At 65.0% G+C, this 18,716-nt stretch carries 10 protein-coding genes; 7 read left to right on the top strand and 3 right to left on the bottom strand.

Going from position 1 to position 18,716, the window contains the following annotated elements; all coding sequences use genetic code 11:
* The first annotated feature begins 169 nt into the window (after positions 1-169).
* Genes QZY44_RS33860 through QZY44_RS33850 form a run of 3 tightly spaced genes read left to right on the top strand, consistent with a single transcriptional unit; the run spans position 170 to position 5,807 of the window.
* Positions 170-2,932, top strand: a complete 2,763-nt coding sequence (locus QZY44_RS33860; protein ID WP_295458239.1) for a TrlF family AAA-like ATPase — start codon at positions 170-172, stop codon at positions 2,930-2,932.
* Positions 2,933-2,941: 9 nt separating this feature from the next.
* On the top strand, positions 2,942-4,174 hold the full coding sequence (locus QZY44_RS33855) for an ATP-binding protein (RefSeq protein WP_295458237.1): 1,233 nt from the start codon (positions 2,942-2,944) through the stop codon (positions 4,172-4,174).
* Positions 4,175-4,211: 37 nt separating this feature from the next.
* Complete coding sequence (locus QZY44_RS33850; RefSeq protein WP_295458234.1) at positions 4,212-5,807, top strand: metallophosphoesterase; 1,596 nt, start codon at positions 4,212-4,214, stop codon at positions 5,805-5,807.
* A 123-nt stretch (positions 5,808-5,930) separates the two neighbouring features.
* Here QZY44_RS33850 and QZY44_RS33845 read toward each other — a convergent pair whose 3' ends face one another.
* A complete protein-coding gene (locus tag QZY44_RS33845) occupies positions 5,931-10,442 on the bottom strand; it encodes a CHASE domain-containing protein (protein WP_295458232.1) in 4,512 nt (1,503 codons plus the stop codon).
* 353 nt (positions 10,443-10,795) lie between these two features.
* Between QZY44_RS33845 and QZY44_RS33840 the strand changes: the two genes are divergently transcribed.
* The 4 genes from QZY44_RS33840 (at position 10,796) to QZY44_RS33825 (ending at position 13,986) form a co-directional block, all read left to right on the top strand.
* Positions 10,796-11,512 carry a cobalamin-dependent protein gene (locus QZY44_RS33840; RefSeq protein ID WP_295458229.1) on the top strand — a complete coding sequence of 239 codons (717 nt, stop codon included), beginning with the start codon at positions 10,796-10,798 and terminating at the stop codon, positions 11,510-11,512.
* Positions 11,493-12,971 (top strand): diguanylate cyclase, encoded by a 1,479-nt coding sequence (locus QZY44_RS33835; protein ID WP_295458227.1) that lies wholly within the window; start codon positions 11,493-11,495, stop codon positions 12,969-12,971. The genes QZY44_RS33840 and QZY44_RS33835 overlap by 20 nt, the downstream gene beginning before the upstream one ends.
* Positions 12,972-13,359: 388 nt before the next feature.
* The gene (locus QZY44_RS33830; protein ID WP_295458224.1) at positions 13,360-13,521 is read left to right on the top strand and encodes a hypothetical protein; all 162 of its coding nucleotides are present in this window, start codon (positions 13,360-13,362) and stop codon (positions 13,519-13,521) included.
* Between the two features lie 27 nt (positions 13,522-13,548).
* Complete coding sequence (locus QZY44_RS33825) at positions 13,549-13,986, top strand: HD domain-containing phosphohydrolase (RefSeq protein ID WP_295458222.1); 438 nt, start codon at positions 13,549-13,551, stop codon at positions 13,984-13,986.
* A 22-nt stretch (positions 13,987-14,008) separates the two neighbouring features.
* Here the strand turns inward: QZY44_RS33825 and QZY44_RS33820 are convergent, their stop codons facing one another.
* Both QZY44_RS33820 and QZY44_RS33815 read right to left on the bottom strand, forming a co-directional pair.
* Complete coding sequence (locus tag QZY44_RS33820) at positions 14,009-17,536, bottom strand: PAS domain-containing protein (RefSeq protein WP_295458218.1); 3,528 nt, start codon at positions 17,534-17,536, stop codon at positions 14,009-14,011.
* A 33-nt stretch (positions 17,537-17,569) separates the two neighbouring features.
* A complete protein-coding gene (locus QZY44_RS33815) occupies positions 17,570-18,709 on the bottom strand; it encodes a two-component system response regulator (RefSeq protein WP_295458216.1) in 1,140 nt (379 codons plus the stop codon).
* Positions 18,710-18,716: the final 7 nt, after the last annotated feature.

Here is an 18,716-nt window from a genome sequence, read left to right as displayed (position 1 = left end):
ACCACGTTGTGGTTCCTTTATCACCCCAACCTACCGGGCTAGAGTCACGGACCGGCATCCATACACATCGAGAGGCCTTGACAATCTTTGCGAACGAACTGACTCTGTAACCAATAGCTAGATCTACCCCTCGTTCTAACAACGGCCCTCGCGGCCAAGATGTTCATCCATGCCGCTCGCCCCCCCTCCCCGATGGCACACCGAGGTCCCCGGAACACGCTGGTTCCGGGCCGACCTGCATCTTCACACCCTGGATGACCCCTACGTGGATCTGCCGCCCGGGATCACAGGAGGGCGCGACAGCTCCGCAGTGCTGCGTGCCTATGCCGAGGCGTTTCTGGACGCGGCGGTCGCACAAGGGATTGAGGTACTCGGATTAACCCCGCATTCAGCCACTATCGCTCATGGCGTTTCCGCAGCGTGGGCTATCCTTGAAACCTGGTTGAACGAGGCACAACCATCCACGGGACAGCCTTATCGCGACCTGATCTATGCCGTTTACCCCGGCTTCGAACCGAACTTCGCGGATGGCAACAAAGGCATCCACTTGCTATTCCTCTTCGACCCGACGATTGGCAAAGAACGCTATCTCAACGCCTTCATTGCGATCATGGGTGGCCGACCAGCCTACACGGGCCACAAGCTCAATTGGACTCATAAGAGCCCAGGCGAGGCATTCCAGGCGATTGACGACGCCAAAGTAGTCGGAAAAGGCAAGTATCTCGTTATTGCCCCGCATCCGTTGCAAGACAACGGGCTGCTGTCACGACCAGACCATTACATCGCGAATTTGGCGGGTGGACGCATCCAAGCTGCCGAGCTGCGCCATGACAAGACACTCGACGAAGACCTCTCGGAGAGTGGCAAGCTTCGACATGCCTACAAAGGGAAAGTTGCCTTCCACCATGCCAGCGACGCAATACGCCTGCCATTAGCCATACCTGCGCGTGAGCGCGAGCTTGGGTTCCGTTATGCACTGGTGAAACTCGCAGCACCGTCGCTGGAAGCGTTGCGTCAGGCTTTTCTGGCTAAGAACTCCCGGATACGGGTCCCCTATGCGAGAGGCGATGCGGGGAATCTGGTATGGGCGGCAGATCTACCCATACCGCTCCCCCAAGGTATGGGAGCCCGTCCGTGGATTCGGGAGGTACAAGTTCAAGGCGGAACCTCCTTCCACCGCGGCCAAACCTTTCGCTTCAGCCCGGATCTGACCTGTATCATCGGTGGAAGCATGACCGGAAAGTCCACCTTGCTGGACGGACTGCGCCTATTTCTTGGCGGGGATCGGGCGATGCCGGATTCGACGACAAGCGTTGGCCGCCAAGCCCTGGAACGCGCTAACGGGCGCTTCCTTTCGGGCGGTACGACCATTCTGGTCCAAAGCCCCGCGGGCGATGTTTCGCGTCCGGTGGGCGAGCGTTTCGCGGTTCGCTTTTTCTCCCAGGGCGAGTTGAAATCACTCGCCGAGGACAGCGATGGAATCGAACACCTCTTGTTCCATTTGGCTCCGGGCCGCTCAGCCGAGCTGTTAAGTCAGCGCGATACCCTGCGCGAACTGGACGCGCGACTGTGGGCAGCAGTGCAACGCCTCACTGGGCTTCAGGCGCAGGTCGCCGAGGCGGAGCAACTGTTTCAGCGCACCGCGGGCGCACGCGCAGCCATGGAACGCTTCGCGCAGGCCGGCACCGCTGAACTCGCACCTGTGCAACAAGATGCGGCGCGGGCCAAAACCTTTTCGAGCGATGTGACCCTGCGAGTAACGCGTGCGCGCGAGCTTGCCGATGAGATCGCGACGTTGACGCTCCCGGCACTCAATAGTCCGGAATTAAGATCGCGACTGACGGACCCTTTTGAAGATTGCGGCGCGGCTGAGTTTCTGCAAACGGCTCAGACGCAAGCAGCATCCATAGTGCAGACTTTGGAGGCATTACAGGGGATAGCGCGCGCCTTGGAGACTGCGGGTACCGACCGATCGGCGCAGGTCACGGCAAAGGTCCAAGCAGCTCTAGTGGCCGCTGGGGGTAGCGCCGCTGACCTCAATGAATTTGAGGCGTTTGCCAAGAACGCCCAGCATTACGATAGCTTCAAAGCCGCATTGGATAACAAGATGGCCGAGCGCGACTCAGCCTTTGCCACCTTTACTTCAGATCTTGGCGAGCGGGATCGACTGGTGGAAACTCATCGTATGGCTATCACTACGCTATGCGACGAGATCCATGCAAGGTTCCCAGAACGCGTTGCGGTGGTAGTCGACATTGAGGGCCGCGACGACTCTCTGGAATCTTGGGTGCAGGGCTTTCGCACTAAAGGTGTTACCCAGTGGTGGAACAGCAATGGAAAGAGAACAACAACCCCAACTCAGCTGCGACCGATCGCGACAGCGCTGACCGAAAATCGCACCCCAGACGCGCTGATTACAGCCCAGGCGCAGGGAATGTCGGAAGCCGTGGCACGATCCTTCCTCGAGCAGATCGCACCGTGGCAGCGTCAACTCGAGATCTGGGCATTGCGGAACCCTGATCGTTACCGGATTCGCTGGATCGAAGGTGGCGAGAGCAAGGATTTGGAAGCACTTTCCGGCGGCCGACGAGTCGCCGTACTACTTGCACTTTTGCTGGAGAGCGACGATCCGACGCCCTTATTCGTGGACCAGCCAGAAGACGAGCTGGATAATCGCTTCCTTAACGAGACCATCATCCCTGCACTGCACCGTTTAAAAGGCAAGCGCCAAGTCGTCTTCGCAACTCACAACGCCAATCTGGTGGTCAACGGCGATGCGGATCAGGTCATTGCACTGGAAGCAGACGCACAACACGGCCGAGTATACGCATGCGGCGCAATCGAAGAGCATGAAGTCCGCAACGCGATCATCCGCACACTGGACGGCGGGGACGATGCCTTTCGACTGCGCAGGGCAAAATACGGCTTTTAGGAGGGCGGCATGGAGTGGATCGAAGTCTTACAGCGTATTCAGGCCGGCGAGGACGAACGCACCGAGTTGGGCCGCTTTCGGTCTTGGGGCGAGAAGGACTGGCTAAAGGCGGTTTGTGCGATAGCCAATACCGAAGGAGGCTTGTTAGTACTCGGCGTCGCCGATGACGGCTCTATCGACGGGGTCCCGATGGATGCCGATGAGGTCCAGGAACGACTCACCGACCATATTCACGATGCACTCAGCGCACCGGTACAGGCAAGGGCCGGCCGTCATCGCGACCCGAAGGGCTGGGTCCACTGGATCGAAGTTGCCCGAATGCGCGGTTCAGAGCCCCTTCGCTATCGCGGCCAAGTGCTCGTTCGGAGGCTGCGCAGCAATCGCGAGCCCACGCCTTCAGAACTGCAAGAGTTGTACAACACGTTCGGCCTGATCTTTACCGAGGAGCGGGTCGTACCCGGTACCGGCGCAGACGATATCGAACCAACTGCCTTTCGCGACTATATGCAACGCAAGGGTGTGGACCTGGACGCCGAGCCGGCGCTGCCGCTCGCCACCGACCTGTTCAACCGCGAAGTCCTGGATCGGGACTTCGACGGCGTGCTGCGGGCAACGCTGTTTGGACTGCTGTGTTTCGGCAAGGACCCCCAGGGCTATCCGCCCACCCGCAATCTGTGGGTGGATCTGGTCGCCTATGCAGGGACCGATCGCGGCGCCGACGTGCTGCTGGCCGGGGAGGCGCGCGGCCGGCTCGACGAGCAGGTGCAGCGCGCCGAGGGCTGGCTGCGGGCGCTCGGGCGCGGCGAGCGGTATGCCGGTATGGAGCGCACGGACACCTGGCCGGTGCCGCTGCCGGCGTTTCGGGAGTGTGTGGTCAATGCGGTCGCACACCGCGATTACAGCATCCTGGGCTCCAAGGTCCTGGTCGAGGTCTTCGACGACCGGATTGTGGTGACCAGCCCGGGCGCCCTGCCCAATCACAAGCGACCGGAATCGGTCCTGGCCGGCGGGACCCCGCGCTCGCGTAATGAGGCCATGGCCAACTTTCTGTGGGACCTGCGCCTGATGGAACAGCGCGGCAGCGGCTACCCGCGCATCATCCGGGCGATGCGCGCCTTCAACGGGACCCTCCCCTGGCTGGAGCAGGACAAGGATGAGCGGTGGGTGAGGGTCACGCTCTGGCGTATCGCAGCCACCGCGGCCGAGCCAGCGCCGGCCGACTCGCGGGCGCATCAGCCCTGACCCTCACGGACCGCCAGATAGGTGCGGCTAGTCAATTATGATCCATCGCAACTCAAGCGCACCCGCTGTTTGGATGCTTGTCGTATTCCTGGGCGGGCTGTTGGGCGTACCCGTCCACGCGCAGGACGGGGCCACCGTGCAGGTGACCACGACTCCGGCCGCGGAGCAGGTTACAAGAAATACTGCGCCGGCCACCTTGCCTATCCCGACGGCGCGGCAAGACGAGGGATGGTTCGGCATGCTCTCGGACATCCATTTCAATCCGCTTCACGATCCGTCACTGGTCACGCAGCTGGTCGCGGCCGACGCCTCGCAGTGGGACGAGATTTTCGCGCAATCAACTAATAACAGCCCGAGTGGCGCCGGCACCGAAACCAACGCTGCGCTCCTCACGTCGGCACTCAACGCCATTGCCAATCATCGCCCGTCGCTCGATTATTTGATTATTGGAGGAGATTTTTTCAGTCACACGTTCAAGCGGGATTTCTTTAACTACGCCCCGGAACATTCGGATTCCGCTTACCAGGCTTTCGTCATTAAGACCATGACCTACATGGCACACTCGATCAAGCAACGTTTGCCAGATATTCCGGTCATCGCCACCTTGGGCAACCACGACACGTACTGCGGAAATTATCAGATCGAGCCGGCCGGGAAGTTTCTCTATGACACCGCCGGGCTCATATCAAGACTGGCCGAAGACCCGCAGGGACAAGGATTTTCCTCGTACCCCGAGCTTGGCGCCTACACCCTCCCCCATCCCCGTGCGCGCCATCACTATTTCGTCGTACTCGACAATCTCTATCTCTCAACCCGCTATGCAAACAGGTGCGGCCTGGCATTCACCGACCCCTCCCAGGCCCTGATGATCTGGCTCGAAGCGACCCTCTATCGCATGCAACGGGAGGGTGCCGGCGTCACCTTGATCATGCATGTCCCATTTGGAATCGATACCTACCAAACCGCCACATCGCGCCTGCCGAAGAGTTACCTCACCAGCACCGGCGAGAACGGCGTCCTGAAGATCCTCAAACGCTACCCACAGCAGATAACAGCGCTGTTTAGCGGACATACCCACCGGGACGAATTTCGCGTCCTGCGCGGCGACGATGATAAACCATTCGCTTTTCAGCGCATCGCCCCGGCCCTCAGCCCGATCGTCAATAATAATCCCAGCTATCAGGTCTACCGCTATAATCGGGACTCCGGCGCCCCGGTCGACGTCATAACGTTCATCTACCAAGAAGGGCATGACAAATCCGCGCCGGCCTGGATCCAAGAATATGATTTCGAGTCCAGCTATGGTCTCGGATCGATGACAGCTGCGAATCTTGATAAATTGGCTGATAGAATCTTCAACGACGAAGCTATCCGCCGGAAATTCATCACCTACCATGACGGCAGCGCGATTTCCGGGGATCTCAGTGAACAGAACTGGCCGACCTATGTCTGCGCATTGCAGAGTATTGACATCGGCTCGTTCCGCAGGTGTACCAAGGACTTTCCCAGCGCTCCCTGCGGTAAGCCTAAATCCGGCAGTTGCTCACGCCCAGGCACCAAGCCCGCCAAGAAATACAATCGGGTAGGCAAAGTCACCAGATCACCCGCCGGGCGAATGGTCCAAGGCAGATAGGGTGCTGAAAACCTTGGCGAGCTTGGCGCCTTGGCGTGAGAACTGCGCTAGCCGGGTTGAGCGGTAGGCGAGGGTCATACACGCGCGTACCGCAGCCGCAGCTGCGGCGCCGGGTTTGGCGCCTCAGCCCTGACCCTCATGGGCCGCCAGATACCCCCGCAAGGTCGTGAGCGCCTCGTCGTAATCGAAGCGCTCGATCTCGCGGCCCAGTTGGGACGCGAGCGGACCCAGCGCGCCGGCAAGCAGGGGCGCATGCTCGAACCAGATGGCCGCGGCCCGGGTGTCGTCCTGCGCCAGCAGCGCCTCCAACTCGCCCAGGACCGGCCACACGTGGTCCCAATCCGGGGCGGCCGACGTCGGGGTCGGCGCCGGGTCGGGCGCGGGCGCGGGCGCGGGCGACGTGCCCGACAGGACGGGGGCGGGCGGCGGCAGCCAGCGCACCAGTGACTCATACAGCCGTTCGGGCTCCACCGGCTTGCCGATGTGGTCACTCATCCCGGCCTCCAGGCACCGCTGGCGGTCGTCCGCAAAGGCGCTCGCGGTCATCGCCAGGATCGGCAAAGACGCCTTGCCGGGCAACGCACGGATCGCACGCGTGGCCGCCAGGCCATCCATGATCGGCATCTGCACGTCCATCAGCACCAGGGCATAATCGCCGTCGCGCACCCGCGCCACGGCATCGCGCCCGTTGTCGACCACGTCGACCAGCAGGCCCAGGTCGCCCAGCAGGTCGCAGGTGACCGCCTGATTGACCGGCTCGTCCTCGACCAACAGCAGACGGCTGCCGCGATAAGGTGCCAAGGCCTGTTCGGCGCACTCACCCGTCTCACTCGCCGACCCGGCCGCCTCAGTCGCACCGGGCACGCGACCCAGACGCGCGGTGAACCAGAAGGTGCTGCCCTCCCCGGGGGTGCTGACCACCCCCGCCGAACCACCCATGAGGACCGCCAGACGCGCCACGATGACCAGACCCAGACCGGTGCCGCCGTACTCGCGGGTGGTCGAGTCGTCCGCCTGGACGAAGGGTTGGAACAGCCGCTCCTGCTGATCCACCGTAAGCCCTATGCCCTGGTCCGTCACCTCAACGCGCAGCAGCACCGCGGTCGCATCCGCCGCCGCCACGGCTGCCCGCACCCGGATCTCACCGCGCGGAGAAAATTTGATCGCATTGGCCACATAGTTGGCCACCATCTGCCCCAGACGCAGCGGATCGCCGTGCAGGCGCGACGGCACCGCCGGGTCCACCGTGACGGTGAGTTCCAGGCCCTGCGCCGCCGCCCGCTCGGCGAACAGGCTCTGGGTGCCGTCCAGGACCTGGTTCAGGGCGAAGTCGATCGCCTCCAACGACACCCGGCCGGCCTCGATCTTGGACAGGTCGAGCACATTGTTGAGTATAGCGAGCAGGTGCCGCGCGGCCTCACCCACCTTGGCCAGCCGATCCTGCGCCTTCAGGTTGGGGAGCTCGCGGCGCAGCAGGTGGTTGAGCCCGATGATCGCGTTCATGGGCGTGCGGATCTCGTGGCTCATATTGGCGAGGAAGGCGCTCTTGGCCCGATTGGCCGCCTCGGCCGCGTCGCGCGCCTCGCGCAGTTCCTGGGTGCGCGAGTCCACTACCGACTCCAGGTGATGGCGGTAGCGGTCCAACTCCAGCTCCGCCTCCTTGCGGGTGCTGATGTCCTGGAACACACCGGAGAGCGCCACGACCTTGCCGCACTCCGCAATGGGGCGGCCAATGCTGTGGACCCAGCGATGATGGCCCTGGGCGGTCATGAACTCGACCTCCAGGTCAAAGGGCTGCCCGGCCGTGATCGCCGCCTGCACGGCGCTTTCAATCAGAGGGCGGGACGCCGGGGCATAGAATTCAATGGCGTTATCGAGGGTGGGACTGAAGGTCATCGGCACTTCGTGAATGCGATACACCGTCTCCGTCCAGGTCTGGCGACCGGTGGCCAGGTCCAATTCCCAACCACCGATACCGGCGATCCGCCCCATCTCATTGAGCAACGCCTGACTCTTCATCAGGGTATCCACCGCCCGCTTGCGCTCGGTGATGTCGATGTTGATCCCTAGGATGCCCCGGATACTATCGCCGCTACGGATCGGGGCGATGATGTTCTGGAAGGTGTGCGGCTCATCGTTGACGGCATAGGTCACCTCCTCGTCCACCACCTCCCCGGCCAAGGCGCGGGCATTATTGGCCTGCCAGATCGCCAACTCCGCCGGGCTCACCCCGGTATCTTCCGGGCGGCGGCCCAGGATGCTGCCCCAGTGCGCGACCAGGCGGGCGTTCTCCATGAAGCAACGCCCATCGCGGTCGCGCGCCCAGAACTCGAACGGCACGTTGTCGACGACCGCCCGCAGCAGCGATTCGCGCGCCTGCAACTGGGTCTCCGCCTGGACGCGGGCGGTAATATCGAAGAAGGTCACGACGACCTGCTGGATCGCACCCCGGTCGTCGCGCAACGGGTGGGCCTCGTACTGGACCCAGATCGGGGCCTGGCGATCGGGCCGCAGGATGCCCAGGTTCAGATTCTGCACCGCGGCCCCGGCCGCCAGGGCGCGATTGACCGGATACTCAGCCAGCGGCATCGGCGTACCGTCCTCGCGGATAAAACACCAGGCGGGATCGATCGCCGCCTTGCCATAGAGCTGCTCCAGGCTCAGGCCCAGCAGGCGCGCGGCCATGGCATTGGCCAGGCGGATAGCGGTGTCCGGTCCATGCACGACCACCCCGGCGTCCAGGTTGTCGACCAGACCGCGGTAGTCGCGCTCGCTCTCGCGCAGCGCCGCCTGGGCCGCCAGGCGCTCGCTGATGTCGCCATAGGCGACGACCACGCCATAGCCCGGCAACGGCAGGAGGGCGGCGGTGACATCGATCCAGGTCACACCGCCGTCCGGGCGGACCACCCCCATCTCCGCACGATGCACCCCCTGACCGGTCTGGAGCGCCCGCACGCTGGGGTATTCAACGCTCGGCATGGGCGTACCGTCGAGGCGCACGATGCGCCAGGCGGGGCTGTCGATCTGGCGTTGGCGCTGCTGCGCGCTGGGGAGACCGAGCAGGGTCTCGGCGAGCGGGTTCGCCTCCAGGATCTCACCGGCGGCATCGGTCACCGTGAGGCCGAGCGGCAGGTTCTCAAACAGCGTCTGGTACTTGGTCAGGGCGATCGCGAGTGACAACTGCGCCTGTTTGCGCTCGTCGATGTCGCTCACCGCCCCCTGATAGTGGAGCTCGCCACCGGCCGCGGCAGGCACCACCGAGAGGTCGATGATGGCCCAGAAGACCTGCCCATCGCGGCGGCGCAACCGGGTCTCGTAACCCTGCACCTGGCCCTGATCGGCCACCAGACGGACCAGCTGCGCCCGGTCCCGCGCATCGGCATAGAACCGGGGGCCGATGTCCGCACCGCCGGCCAAGAACTCCTCGAGGCTGTCGAAACCGAACATCCGCACACAGACCGGATTGGCACCGATGCAGCGCCCCTGCGGGGTGGTCTGAAAGAGCCCCACCGGCGAGGACTCGAAGATCTCGCGGTATTGGCGCTCGGCCCCGCGCAACGCCTCCTCCGCCCGCCGCCGCGCCGCCAACTCCGCCGCCAACCGGGCGGACTGGTGGCGCGTGTTCAACAGCGCCAGGACCAGGGCCGCGAGCAGTACGCCGATGAGGCTCCCACCGCCCCCGACGAGCCACACCCGCGGGTCCGCGCCCGCCGGCGGGCCGGAGCGCGCGAGACTCAGGGTCCAGCGCGACCCATTGAAGTCGATCGGCAGCGGTAGCATGTCGGCCGCCGGCGCGACGGCCCCCGGCTGACTGTCGAACAGCAGGGTGTCGCGGGAGGGCCGATCGCCCTCATAGACCGCCAGGCGCACACGCTGGGCCTCATCCTGCTCCCAATCCGCCAGGATCCCGAACATCAAGTCGGTCATCCGATAGGGGCTGTAGACCCAGCCGAGCAGGGCGGCGCGGCGCTCCGCCACTGTGCCGGTCGGCTGCCCCAGGCGGTAGACCGGGACATACATCAGGGTCCCGGCCTGGACGTCCTGGTCGGTCTCCTGCACCAGCTGAACCTTGCCGGAGAGCACCGCCAGGTCCTCGTCGCGCGCGCGCTCCATGGCGGCGCGGCGCACGGGCTCGGACAGCATGTCATAGCCGAAGGCGCGCAGATTGCGCCCGGTGAAGGGTTCCAGGTAGACGATCGCTGAATAGGGGTCGCGGCGACCCGCGGGCCACACCCGGTAGTCGGGGAAGCCCTGGGCGCGGACATCCGCCTCGTGTTGGGACAGTTGGTCGGGCACGATCAGGAGCGCAAAGCCGATACCCTGGATCCCCGGCAAGTTGAGATGGACCCGGCTGCGCTCAACATACGCCTGCCACTGCGCCCGGCTGACCTCACCGGCGACCGCAAAATAGGCCGCCCCGCTGCGCAGGACCTGGGCGTGGGCGTGTAGGCGCGCATCGATCTTGGTCGCGATCTCGGCACCGATCGCGGCCAGGTCGCGGCGCTCCTGGGACTGCACCTCGGCCCGGGTGAAGAGGGTCGCCGCCAGGGTCAACACCAGGGCGAACGCGAGGACCGCCCCGGCCGGCCAGGCCGGCCAGGTCTGGCGACGGGACTCGGCGGGGGTTAGAGACATGGTTTGCTCCGCGGCCTCATGATGTGCGCCATCAATCAGTCTGTATCGTCTTGGCGACGCCGAAGAACCGGGTTCAGCAGTCGCACCCACCGCGACCCGTCCCGGCTGCATCGCGCTATCGTCACCCGGGCCTGGGCCTTATACTGACGATTATGCGGAGTCCGCTACACCGCGGGGTATGCAGGTCGCGCCGCTGCCAGGTCTGCGCCCGGCCCGGCACAGCCCTTCACGATAAATTTACAGTGACCGATGGCTAACGATAGACTGCCGGACGGCCGATGGCAACGCTCGCCACCCGGTCGTGATCGGCGATCCAGCCACCACCGAACTTTACGCTTGCCTGGTGTCTCTCAATGGCCACCGAAACGCCGCGCGCACCCGACCAGACGCTGGCGGACCTCTATCCCGAATTTCTCGCCGCCCTGCTGGCCGGGGACCGGCGCCGTTGCGAGGCCCTGACCGACCAGTGCCTGGGCGCGCAGGTACCGATTCTGGCGCTCTACCAGCAACTGTTCCAGCGCGCACTTTACCAAGTGGGCGAGGAGTGGCAGTACAACCGGATCTCGGTCGGCCGCGAGCGGCTGGCCACGGCCATCGTCGAGGGCCTGCTCAATCGGCTCTATCCGCGGGTCATCACGCCGCAGCGCAGCGGGCGGCGGATCATTGTCGGGTCAGTGGAAGGTGAACTGCACCAGGTCGGCGCCAAGATGGTCTGCGATGTCTTCGAGATGCATGGCTGGGAGGCGATCTATCTGGGCGCGGATACCCCGACCACCGAACTGCTGCGCACGGTGCTGGACCTGCGGCCGGACGCGGTCGGTCTATCGCTGAGCGTCTACTTCCATCTGGGCGCACTGCTCACCGCGCTCGCGCGGCTGCGCGGTGCCCACCCCGAGCTACCGATACTGATCGGCGGCCAGGGATTGCGCCAGATCGGCCCGACCCTGAGCGACGATCGCAAGGTCCATTACGCGGCCGATCTCGACGCGCTCGAACGCCTCGTCAAGCGTCTGCCCGTGACCGATCCCCCGCCCGAAGGGTCGGCGGCGCATGGCCAGATCCGCGCCTGAACCCAACGCGATGGTCCACTCATCCACCGCCGACGCCTCACCCGATGGGTCCACCGAGCCCCCCGGGGATACCTGGCGCGCCGAACTGCGTGAGGCGCACGAGGCGAGTACCGCGCTCGCGGTCGGCCGCTTCACCCTCGAGGGTGAGCCCATCTACCTCAACCGCGGCATGCGCGCGGTGCTGGGTGGCGATACACCGCAGCGCCCGCGACGCGATTATCTGGTCAACCCCAGCTTCGCCGACCTGCTCGTACCCCACACGCAGGGGCAGGTCTTCAGTGGCTGGCTGACGGTAGGCGATGGGTATCGGATGAGCCGCACCCTGCGCGGCCAAGCCTACCGCAAGGGCGCCGAGGTCCTGATCGTCGGTGAATATGACGTGGTCGAACTCGACCGGCTCGAGCGCGAGATGTCGAGCGCCAATCAGGAAATCAACAACCTGCAGCGGGGCCTGATCCACAAGAATGCCCGCCTGGCGCAGACGCTGATTGAACTGGAAACGCAGGTCAAGACCCTGCGCGATAGCGAGCAGCGCTTTCGGCGCATCGTCGAACATATCGCCGACCCGGTGATGGTGACCGATCTCACCGCCCACATCCGCGCGGTCAATCCCGCCTTCAGCCAGGTCACCGGCTACGACCCCGCAGAGGTCCTGGGCCGCACCCCCAAGCTGCTGACCTCCGGCCACCACCCGCCGGAAATCTACGCCGACCTGCGCCGCCGGTTGGCCACCGACGGGCGCTGGCACGGGAACATCTGGAACCGGCGCAAGAACGGCGAGATCTATGTGCAACGCCTGTCCATCTCCAGCCTGCGCGACAGTGCCGACGCGGGGCTTTATATCGCCGTCTATAACGATATCGGCGCGGATATCCAGGCCTTGGAACGGGCGCAATTCCAGGCCGAGCACGACGCGCTCACCGGCCTGCCCAATCGTGTCCTGCTGTTCGACCGGCTGTCGGAGGCCCTGCGCGACGCCCATCACCGCGACACCCGGGTGGCGGTGCTGTTCATCGACCTCGACCGCTTCAAGCCCATCAACGACACCCATGGGCATGCGGCCGGCGATACCGTGCTACAGACCGTCGCCCGCCGCATCAAGCGCAGCGTGCGCGATACCGACAGCGTGGCGCGGCTCGGCGGGGATGAGTTTGTGGTGGTGCTGCGTGACGTCCAGGCCCCGGAGCACGCGGACCAGGTGGCCCGCAAGATCGTGGCGAACCTAGACAGACCGTTGTGGCTCAACGGGTTGAGCCTCAGCGTGGGCGCCAGCATCGGCATCGCCATCGGCCCCGCGGCCGGCGAGACCGCCGCCGACCTGCTGCATCGGGCGGATCTGGCCATGTACGCGGTCAAGCGCACCCATGCGCACCCCCACGCGCTGCCGGGCCGCGTCACCCCGGTTCCGGGCCATCATGGCCATGTGAGGCCCCCACCGCAGAGCCCGGCGGAAGACTGAGGAGACTTCACTCATGACCGAAAGCATTGCGGTGCGTTGCGCTATGTCAGCGCCAACGCCGCGTCGCTACTCGGTGAAGACCCGCAAACCTTGCTGGGGCAGGGTGGCCGGGATTGGTTAGAGCAACATTTGCCCGACCTCACGGATTTGCCGAGCAGCGCGGGCAAGCGGTTGCACCTGATCGGGGCACTGGACCTGGGCTGTGGCGAACTCGATGTCCTGATCTCCCCGAACAGCGCCGGTTGGATCCTGGAGTTTGAGCCCACGATTGCGGATGAGGGCGACCCACGCGCGCACCGGCTCTTATCCGTCGAACCGCCGATTGACGCCGCGAAACTTCGGCAGCTGCAACACAGCCTGGTGGAGGTGGTCAGTGCGGTGACGGGCTATGACCGAACCACTGGAGTCGACCCCCGACGGCCCACGCCTGTCCCCGCGCCATTCATTCGAGAAATGGGTTCAGGTGCGCCACGGCTATTCACGGGCCTGGGAAGAGGATAGCCTGTTTGCGGCCAATCGATTGCGCGAACAGCTCGTGACCTGGCTCTAGCCATTGCGGCCGACCAAGGTGAATCCTTTGCCAACCGCCGATTGGTTCAACCCTTCCCTGGAATTGCTGGCTACACATCTGGGTAGCGTCGTTTACTACTGGGTCTCGACCATCGGGACTCGCCCAGCGCAACGGGTTGGTGGTGACCCCCAAGACCTGCTCGGACATGCACGTGATGCCTTCACGGGAGAACAACTGACCCATCATGAGAAGTGGGATGGCTCAGGCTATCCGGCGCGCCTGTGCGGCGAGGCTATTCCAATTGCGGGGCGGATCGTCGCCATCGCCGACGTCTTCGACGCATTGAGCTGCCGCCGTCCCTATAAGGAGCCCCGGCCGGTGGAGCAAACGCTCGGGTATCTGAAGGAGCCGGCCGGCAAGCATTTTGATCCTACCCTGATCGATTTATTCCTCGAACTCTTGCCGCAGGTACGCGCCGTGATGCAGAAGTGGCAGGACCAATGATGACTGTCGGCCAGAACGACGATCAAGACTGCGCTCGCGATCCTGATGGGCCGCCAAACTGCGCTGCGGCGCGGGCCGCCCGCAAGGTCTGCAGCGCGGCCTCGAAGTCGAAGGCGCCGACCTGCTGCGTCAGGATGTGCGCGCGGTCCCCCAGGGACGCCCTGAGGCAGGCCTGTTCCTGGCGCAGCGTCTGCTGGACCGCAAGGTCGCCCTGGATCAGGAGTCGCTCGATACGGTCCAGAAGAGGGCTGGCGGCTTCCTGCTCGGTGAGGGTGAGGAGCCGCGAGACCGCTGTCGCACCCGCGGGCGCGACGCCATCCGTGACAAGGTCCGCTCCCTGACCCTCATCGCTGGCCGGCTCACCTGCCCCGGTATCGGCTGCTTGCGCGGCGCCGGGCGGCAGCCATTGCAGCAGCAGGCCGTAAAGCCGGTCTGGGTTCACCGGTTTGGCGATATGATCGCTCATCCCGGCCGCCAGACAGACTTGCCGATCCTCCTCGAAGGCATGGGCGGTCATCGCCAGGATCGGCGTCTCACCATATCCGGGTAGGCCACGGATGGCCCGGGTCGCATCCAACCCGTCCATGACCGGCATCTGGATATCCATCAGGATGAGGGGGTAGCGGAAACCCTGGGCGAGGGTCAGGGCCGCACGTCCATCCTCCGCCACGTCGACCTCGATCCCAACCTGCCGCAACAGTTCCCGGGCGACCTCCCGGTTGGTCGGACTGTCTTCCGCCAGCAGTAGACGGGTGCCCGCATGCCGACGCGCCAGGACCGCACGGACGGGCGGACCGCCATCGCCCGCGCTGCTCGGCAGGGGGGCCTCGGTGGTCTTGCGCAAACGCACGGTTAACCAAAAGGTACTGCCCACGCCGGGGGTGCTGATCACCCCGGTCTGACCGCCCATCAGCTCAACCAAGCGGCGCGTGATCGCGAGCCCCAGACCGGTGCCGCCATAGCGCCGGGTGGTCGAACTGTCCGCCTGCTCGAAAGCGGCGAACAGCTTGTCCAACTGCTCCGGAGCGATGCCGACGCCCGTATCGCGCACATCGAAGCGGGCCAGCAGACTGTGTTCCGACTCCTCAATGACCGCAGCCTTCAGCGTGATCTCCCCCCGCTGCGTGAACTTGATGGCATTGGTCAGATAGTTGAGCAGCACCTGGCGCAGCCGGGTCGCGTCGCCCCGCAGGACCGCCGGCAGTGAGTCGACCTCGGCGCAATAGGTGAGTCCCTTGGCCTGGAGCGCGTCATTGATCAGTGAACGGACCTGATCGAGGAGTGCCGCCGGGGAAAACCTCACCGACTCCAAGGTGAGTTTGCCGGCCTCGATCTTGGAAATGTCCAGGATGTCGTTAATGATCACCAGCAGGTGATTGGCAGCGGAGTCGATCTTGACCAGGCGCGCCTGCTGCACCGGGTCCGCAACGTCGCGCCCGAGCAGATGGGTGAGCCCCAGGATAGCGTTCATGGGGGTGCGGATCTCGTGGCTCATATTGGCCAGGAAGGCGCTTTTGGCCCGATTGGCGGACTCGGCCTCGTGCTTGGCCGCCGCCAGTTCGGCGGTGCGGCGCTCCACCAGTTCCTCCAAGTGCTCCCGGTGGCCGGCCAGGTCCTGCTCCAGGCGGCGCGTCTCAGTCACGTCTTCCTTGATGGCCAGGTAGTGGGTGATGGACCCGTCCGGCTGGCGGATCGGCGCGATCGTGACGAGTTCCACATACTCGCTGCCGTCCTTGCGGCGGTTGATCAGCTCACCGCGCCAGGTTCGGCCCGCGATCAATGCCCCCCATAGCGCCTGGTAGATCGCCGGCGGTGTGTGACCCGAGCGCAGGATGCGCGGGTTCTGGCCCAAGACCTCGGCACGCGCGTACCCGCTGGTGCGCACAAAGGCGTCATTAACGTATTCAACGCGGGCCGCAAGGTCGGTGATGACGATGCTGCTGGGGCTCTGCTCGACCGCCAACGACAGCTTGCGCAACGCGTCTTCGGCATGCCGCCGCCCGGTAATGTCAGCGTGGGCGATAACGACGCCTCGCCCGGCGCCCGCCAAGGGCGTGACACTCATGGTGAACCAGCGCTGACGATCCGGTGCGTGGCAGGGGTACTCCAGGAAGAAGCTCGGCTGCCAGCCCTGCAATACGGCCAGGATGCCGTCATAGGCGGTCATGGCGCCGGCGGACGCCTCCCCGCGGCTATCGCACAGGACGGCCAGATAATCCGTGCCCACGCTCGTGCGCGTGGCCGGCTGGCCCGGTGCAGGGCTGTTCTCAATGGCAAACCGTTCCCAGGGCCGGTTGACCGCGACGATGGCTCCGGTGTGGTCGAGTACAGCGATATGGGACGATACAGAGTCGAGGACCGCGCGCGTGAGCCGCTCGCTTTCACGTAACGCCGTCTCGCCCCGATGCGCGGCCGTGATGTCGCGCCCGATGCCCAGCACCCCGATCAGATTCCCCTGCACGTCGAGCATGGGCGTCTTGATGATCTCCAACCGTTCCCGGTGGCCGTCGCTGCGGAAGGTCATCTCCTCCTCGTTGACCACAGGGCCGCCGGCGGTGATGGCCGCGCGGTCGCTCGCCAGGCAGAACCGCGCGGTCTGCGCATCCACGAAATCGCGGTCTGTCCGTCCCAGGATAGCGTCCTCAGTGGCCCCAAACAGCGACTCAAAGCGCCGATTGCATGCGAGAAAAACGCCGTCTGAGTCTTTGAGCCAGACCAGGTCAGGCAGGGTCCGGAGCAGGGTCTTGAGCAGGCGACGCTCCTGATCCAGGGCGTACTCGGCCCGCTTGATCTCGCCGATGTCCCGCGCGATACCGAAGGTCCCGATCACCTGGCCGTCCGCGGCGTGCAGTGGTCCCTTGATGCACAGGAAGCTGACCGCGCCATCCGCCATGGTCAAGTCGATCTGGAAATTCTGGCTGCGGTTGCTCTGCATCACCAACCGATCCTGGTCCTCGATCTGCTGCGCCTGCTCCAGGGTGAAGAGCGCCCGGTCGTCGCGTCCCAGCACCTGCTGGGCGGGCCGCCCCAGGAAGCGCGCGGCCTGCGGGTTGACCAGGGTATAACGGCCGGCGCGGTCCTTGGCGAAGATGGCGTCGCTGGTCCCGTCCGCGACGGCGGCCAAGAGCTGCAGCGTCCCGAGCTGGTCCGCAAGGGCCTGTTGGCTCACCCGGGCGCGACGGCGCGAGCGGTGCAGCCATTCGCTCATGGCGCTCGCCAAGACGCCATTAGCGACCAAGGCGCCCAATTTAAAGAGGTTCTCGGGGGTGAGCGCGTACCAGTCTCCGGTCGGGGGGATGGCCTGCCAGGTCAGGCCCAGGGTGGCGATCAGGGTGGCGAGCAGACCGGGACCCAGCCCGCCCATCAAGGCGCTCAACGTAATGGGGAACATCAACAGGATCGCCACCAAATGGTTGCCCAAGGAGAGCTCGATCAACCGGTGCTCCAGCAGGACACCCAGGGTGACCAACACGGCGAAGCCGTAGGCGACCCAGGTGGGCCAGCGATCACGGTGGTGGCGTGAGCGCTCTGCGGCTGGCACGTTCTGCATGGAAATCACCTCGTCCTGGGTATCCTGGGGGGCCTAACCGTCACGGTAGCGGTTGGCGATTGCGGCGATCTCGTCGAACCCGTCCAGAAAGACCTCGACCAGGGTCGGGTCGAACTGCCGGCCGCTTGCTTCGCGGATCAGGTCGCGGGCCGTCTCAAGAGGGAAGGGCTCCTTATAAACCCGGCGGCTGATCAGTGCATCAAACACATCGGCCAGGGCCATGAGGCGGGCGGCCAGCGGGATCGCCTCGCCCACCAGACCCTCCGGGTAGCCGCTGCCGTCCCACTGTTCATGATGATAATGGGCAATGTCCTTGGCCAGGGTCAGGAAGGCAACCGGCCGCAACGCGTCGCGCTCGGCCTGCTCGATCGCGTCGCTACCGAGTTTCGCGTGGGTCTTCATGACCTCCCGCTCCGCTGCCGTGAGCGGTCCCGGTTTACGCAGGATATGATCGGGGATGCCGACCTTGCCGATGTCGTGCAGTAGCGCCGATTTGGCCAGCAGGTCGAGCGTGCGCTCGGTGAGTTCACCGGCAAAGCGCGGTTGCTCCCGCAACCGCCGCGCCAGCGTGGACACATAGCCCTGGGTCCGGCGCAGGTGGTTGCCGGTCTCGTTGTCGCGGACCTCCGCCAGCCGGGCCAGGGCGTGGATACTCACATCCTGGATGACCTGATTCTCCCCGAGGCGCCGCTGCACCTCCGCCTCCAGGCTGGCGTTGCGCTCGCGCAGCAGGTCGCCCGCGCGTTTGAGTGCGAGCTGGGTATGGACGCGCGCCAGCACGATGCGCGGGCGCAGCGGCTTCGCAATATAGTCCGCGGCGCCCTGTTCAAGGCCGCGTTCCTCATCCTCCACCCCATTCATGGCGGTGACAAAGATCACGGGAATGTCGCGCGTGTGCTCATCCGCCTGGAGCCTGGCCAGTACCTGGTAACCGTCCATGCCGGGCATCATCACGTCCAGCAGGATGAGGTCCGGTGGCGGCTGCGCCGCGGCGAGCCGCAGGGCGCGCTCGCCGGTCGATGCGGCCAGCACCCGATACTGGGGCAAGAGGATGTCGCCCAGCACCGCCAGGTTGTCCGGCAGGTCGTCCACGATCAGGATGGTGGCCGGGGCGCTGGGGTCGCCGTTACTGCTCGGGTATGATGGGAAGGACGGATCGGACTGCTCGCTCACTGATCTG

Origin of the sequence: uncultured Thiodictyon sp. (assembly GCA_903837595.1) — a bacterium.
In the GTDB taxonomy this organism is placed as follows: domain Bacteria; phylum Pseudomonadota; class Gammaproteobacteria; order Chromatiales; family Chromatiaceae; genus Thiodictyon.
This window is presented reverse-complemented; position numbering and strand designations above follow the sequence as displayed.

Coding starts and splice junctions, on each gene's coding strand:
- QZY44_RS33860 (WP_295458239.1), top strand. CDS start 170: ATGCCGCTCGCCCCCCCTCCCCGATGGCACACCGAGGTCCCCGGAACA.
- QZY44_RS33855 (WP_295458237.1), top strand. CDS start 2,942: ATGGAGTGGATCGAAGTCTTACAGCGTATTCAGGCCGGCGAGGACGAA.
- QZY44_RS33850 (WP_295458234.1), top strand. CDS start 4,212: ATGATCCATCGCAACTCAAGCGCACCCGCTGTTTGGATGCTTGTCGTA.
- QZY44_RS33845 (WP_295458232.1), bottom strand. CDS start 10,442: ATGTCTCTAACCCCCGCCGAGTCCCGTCGCCAGACCTGGCCGGCCTGG.
- QZY44_RS33840 (WP_295458229.1), top strand. CDS start 10,796: ATGGCCACCGAAACGCCGCGCGCACCCGACCAGACGCTGGCGGACCTC.
- QZY44_RS33835 (WP_295458227.1), top strand. CDS start 11,493: ATGGCCAGATCCGCGCCTGAACCCAACGCGATGGTCCACTCATCCACC.
- QZY44_RS33830 (WP_295458224.1), top strand. CDS start 13,360: ATGACCGAACCACTGGAGTCGACCCCCGACGGCCCACGCCTGTCCCCG.
- QZY44_RS33820 (WP_295458218.1), bottom strand. CDS start 17,536: ATGCAGAACGTGCCAGCCGCAGAGCGCTCACGCCACCACCGTGATCGC.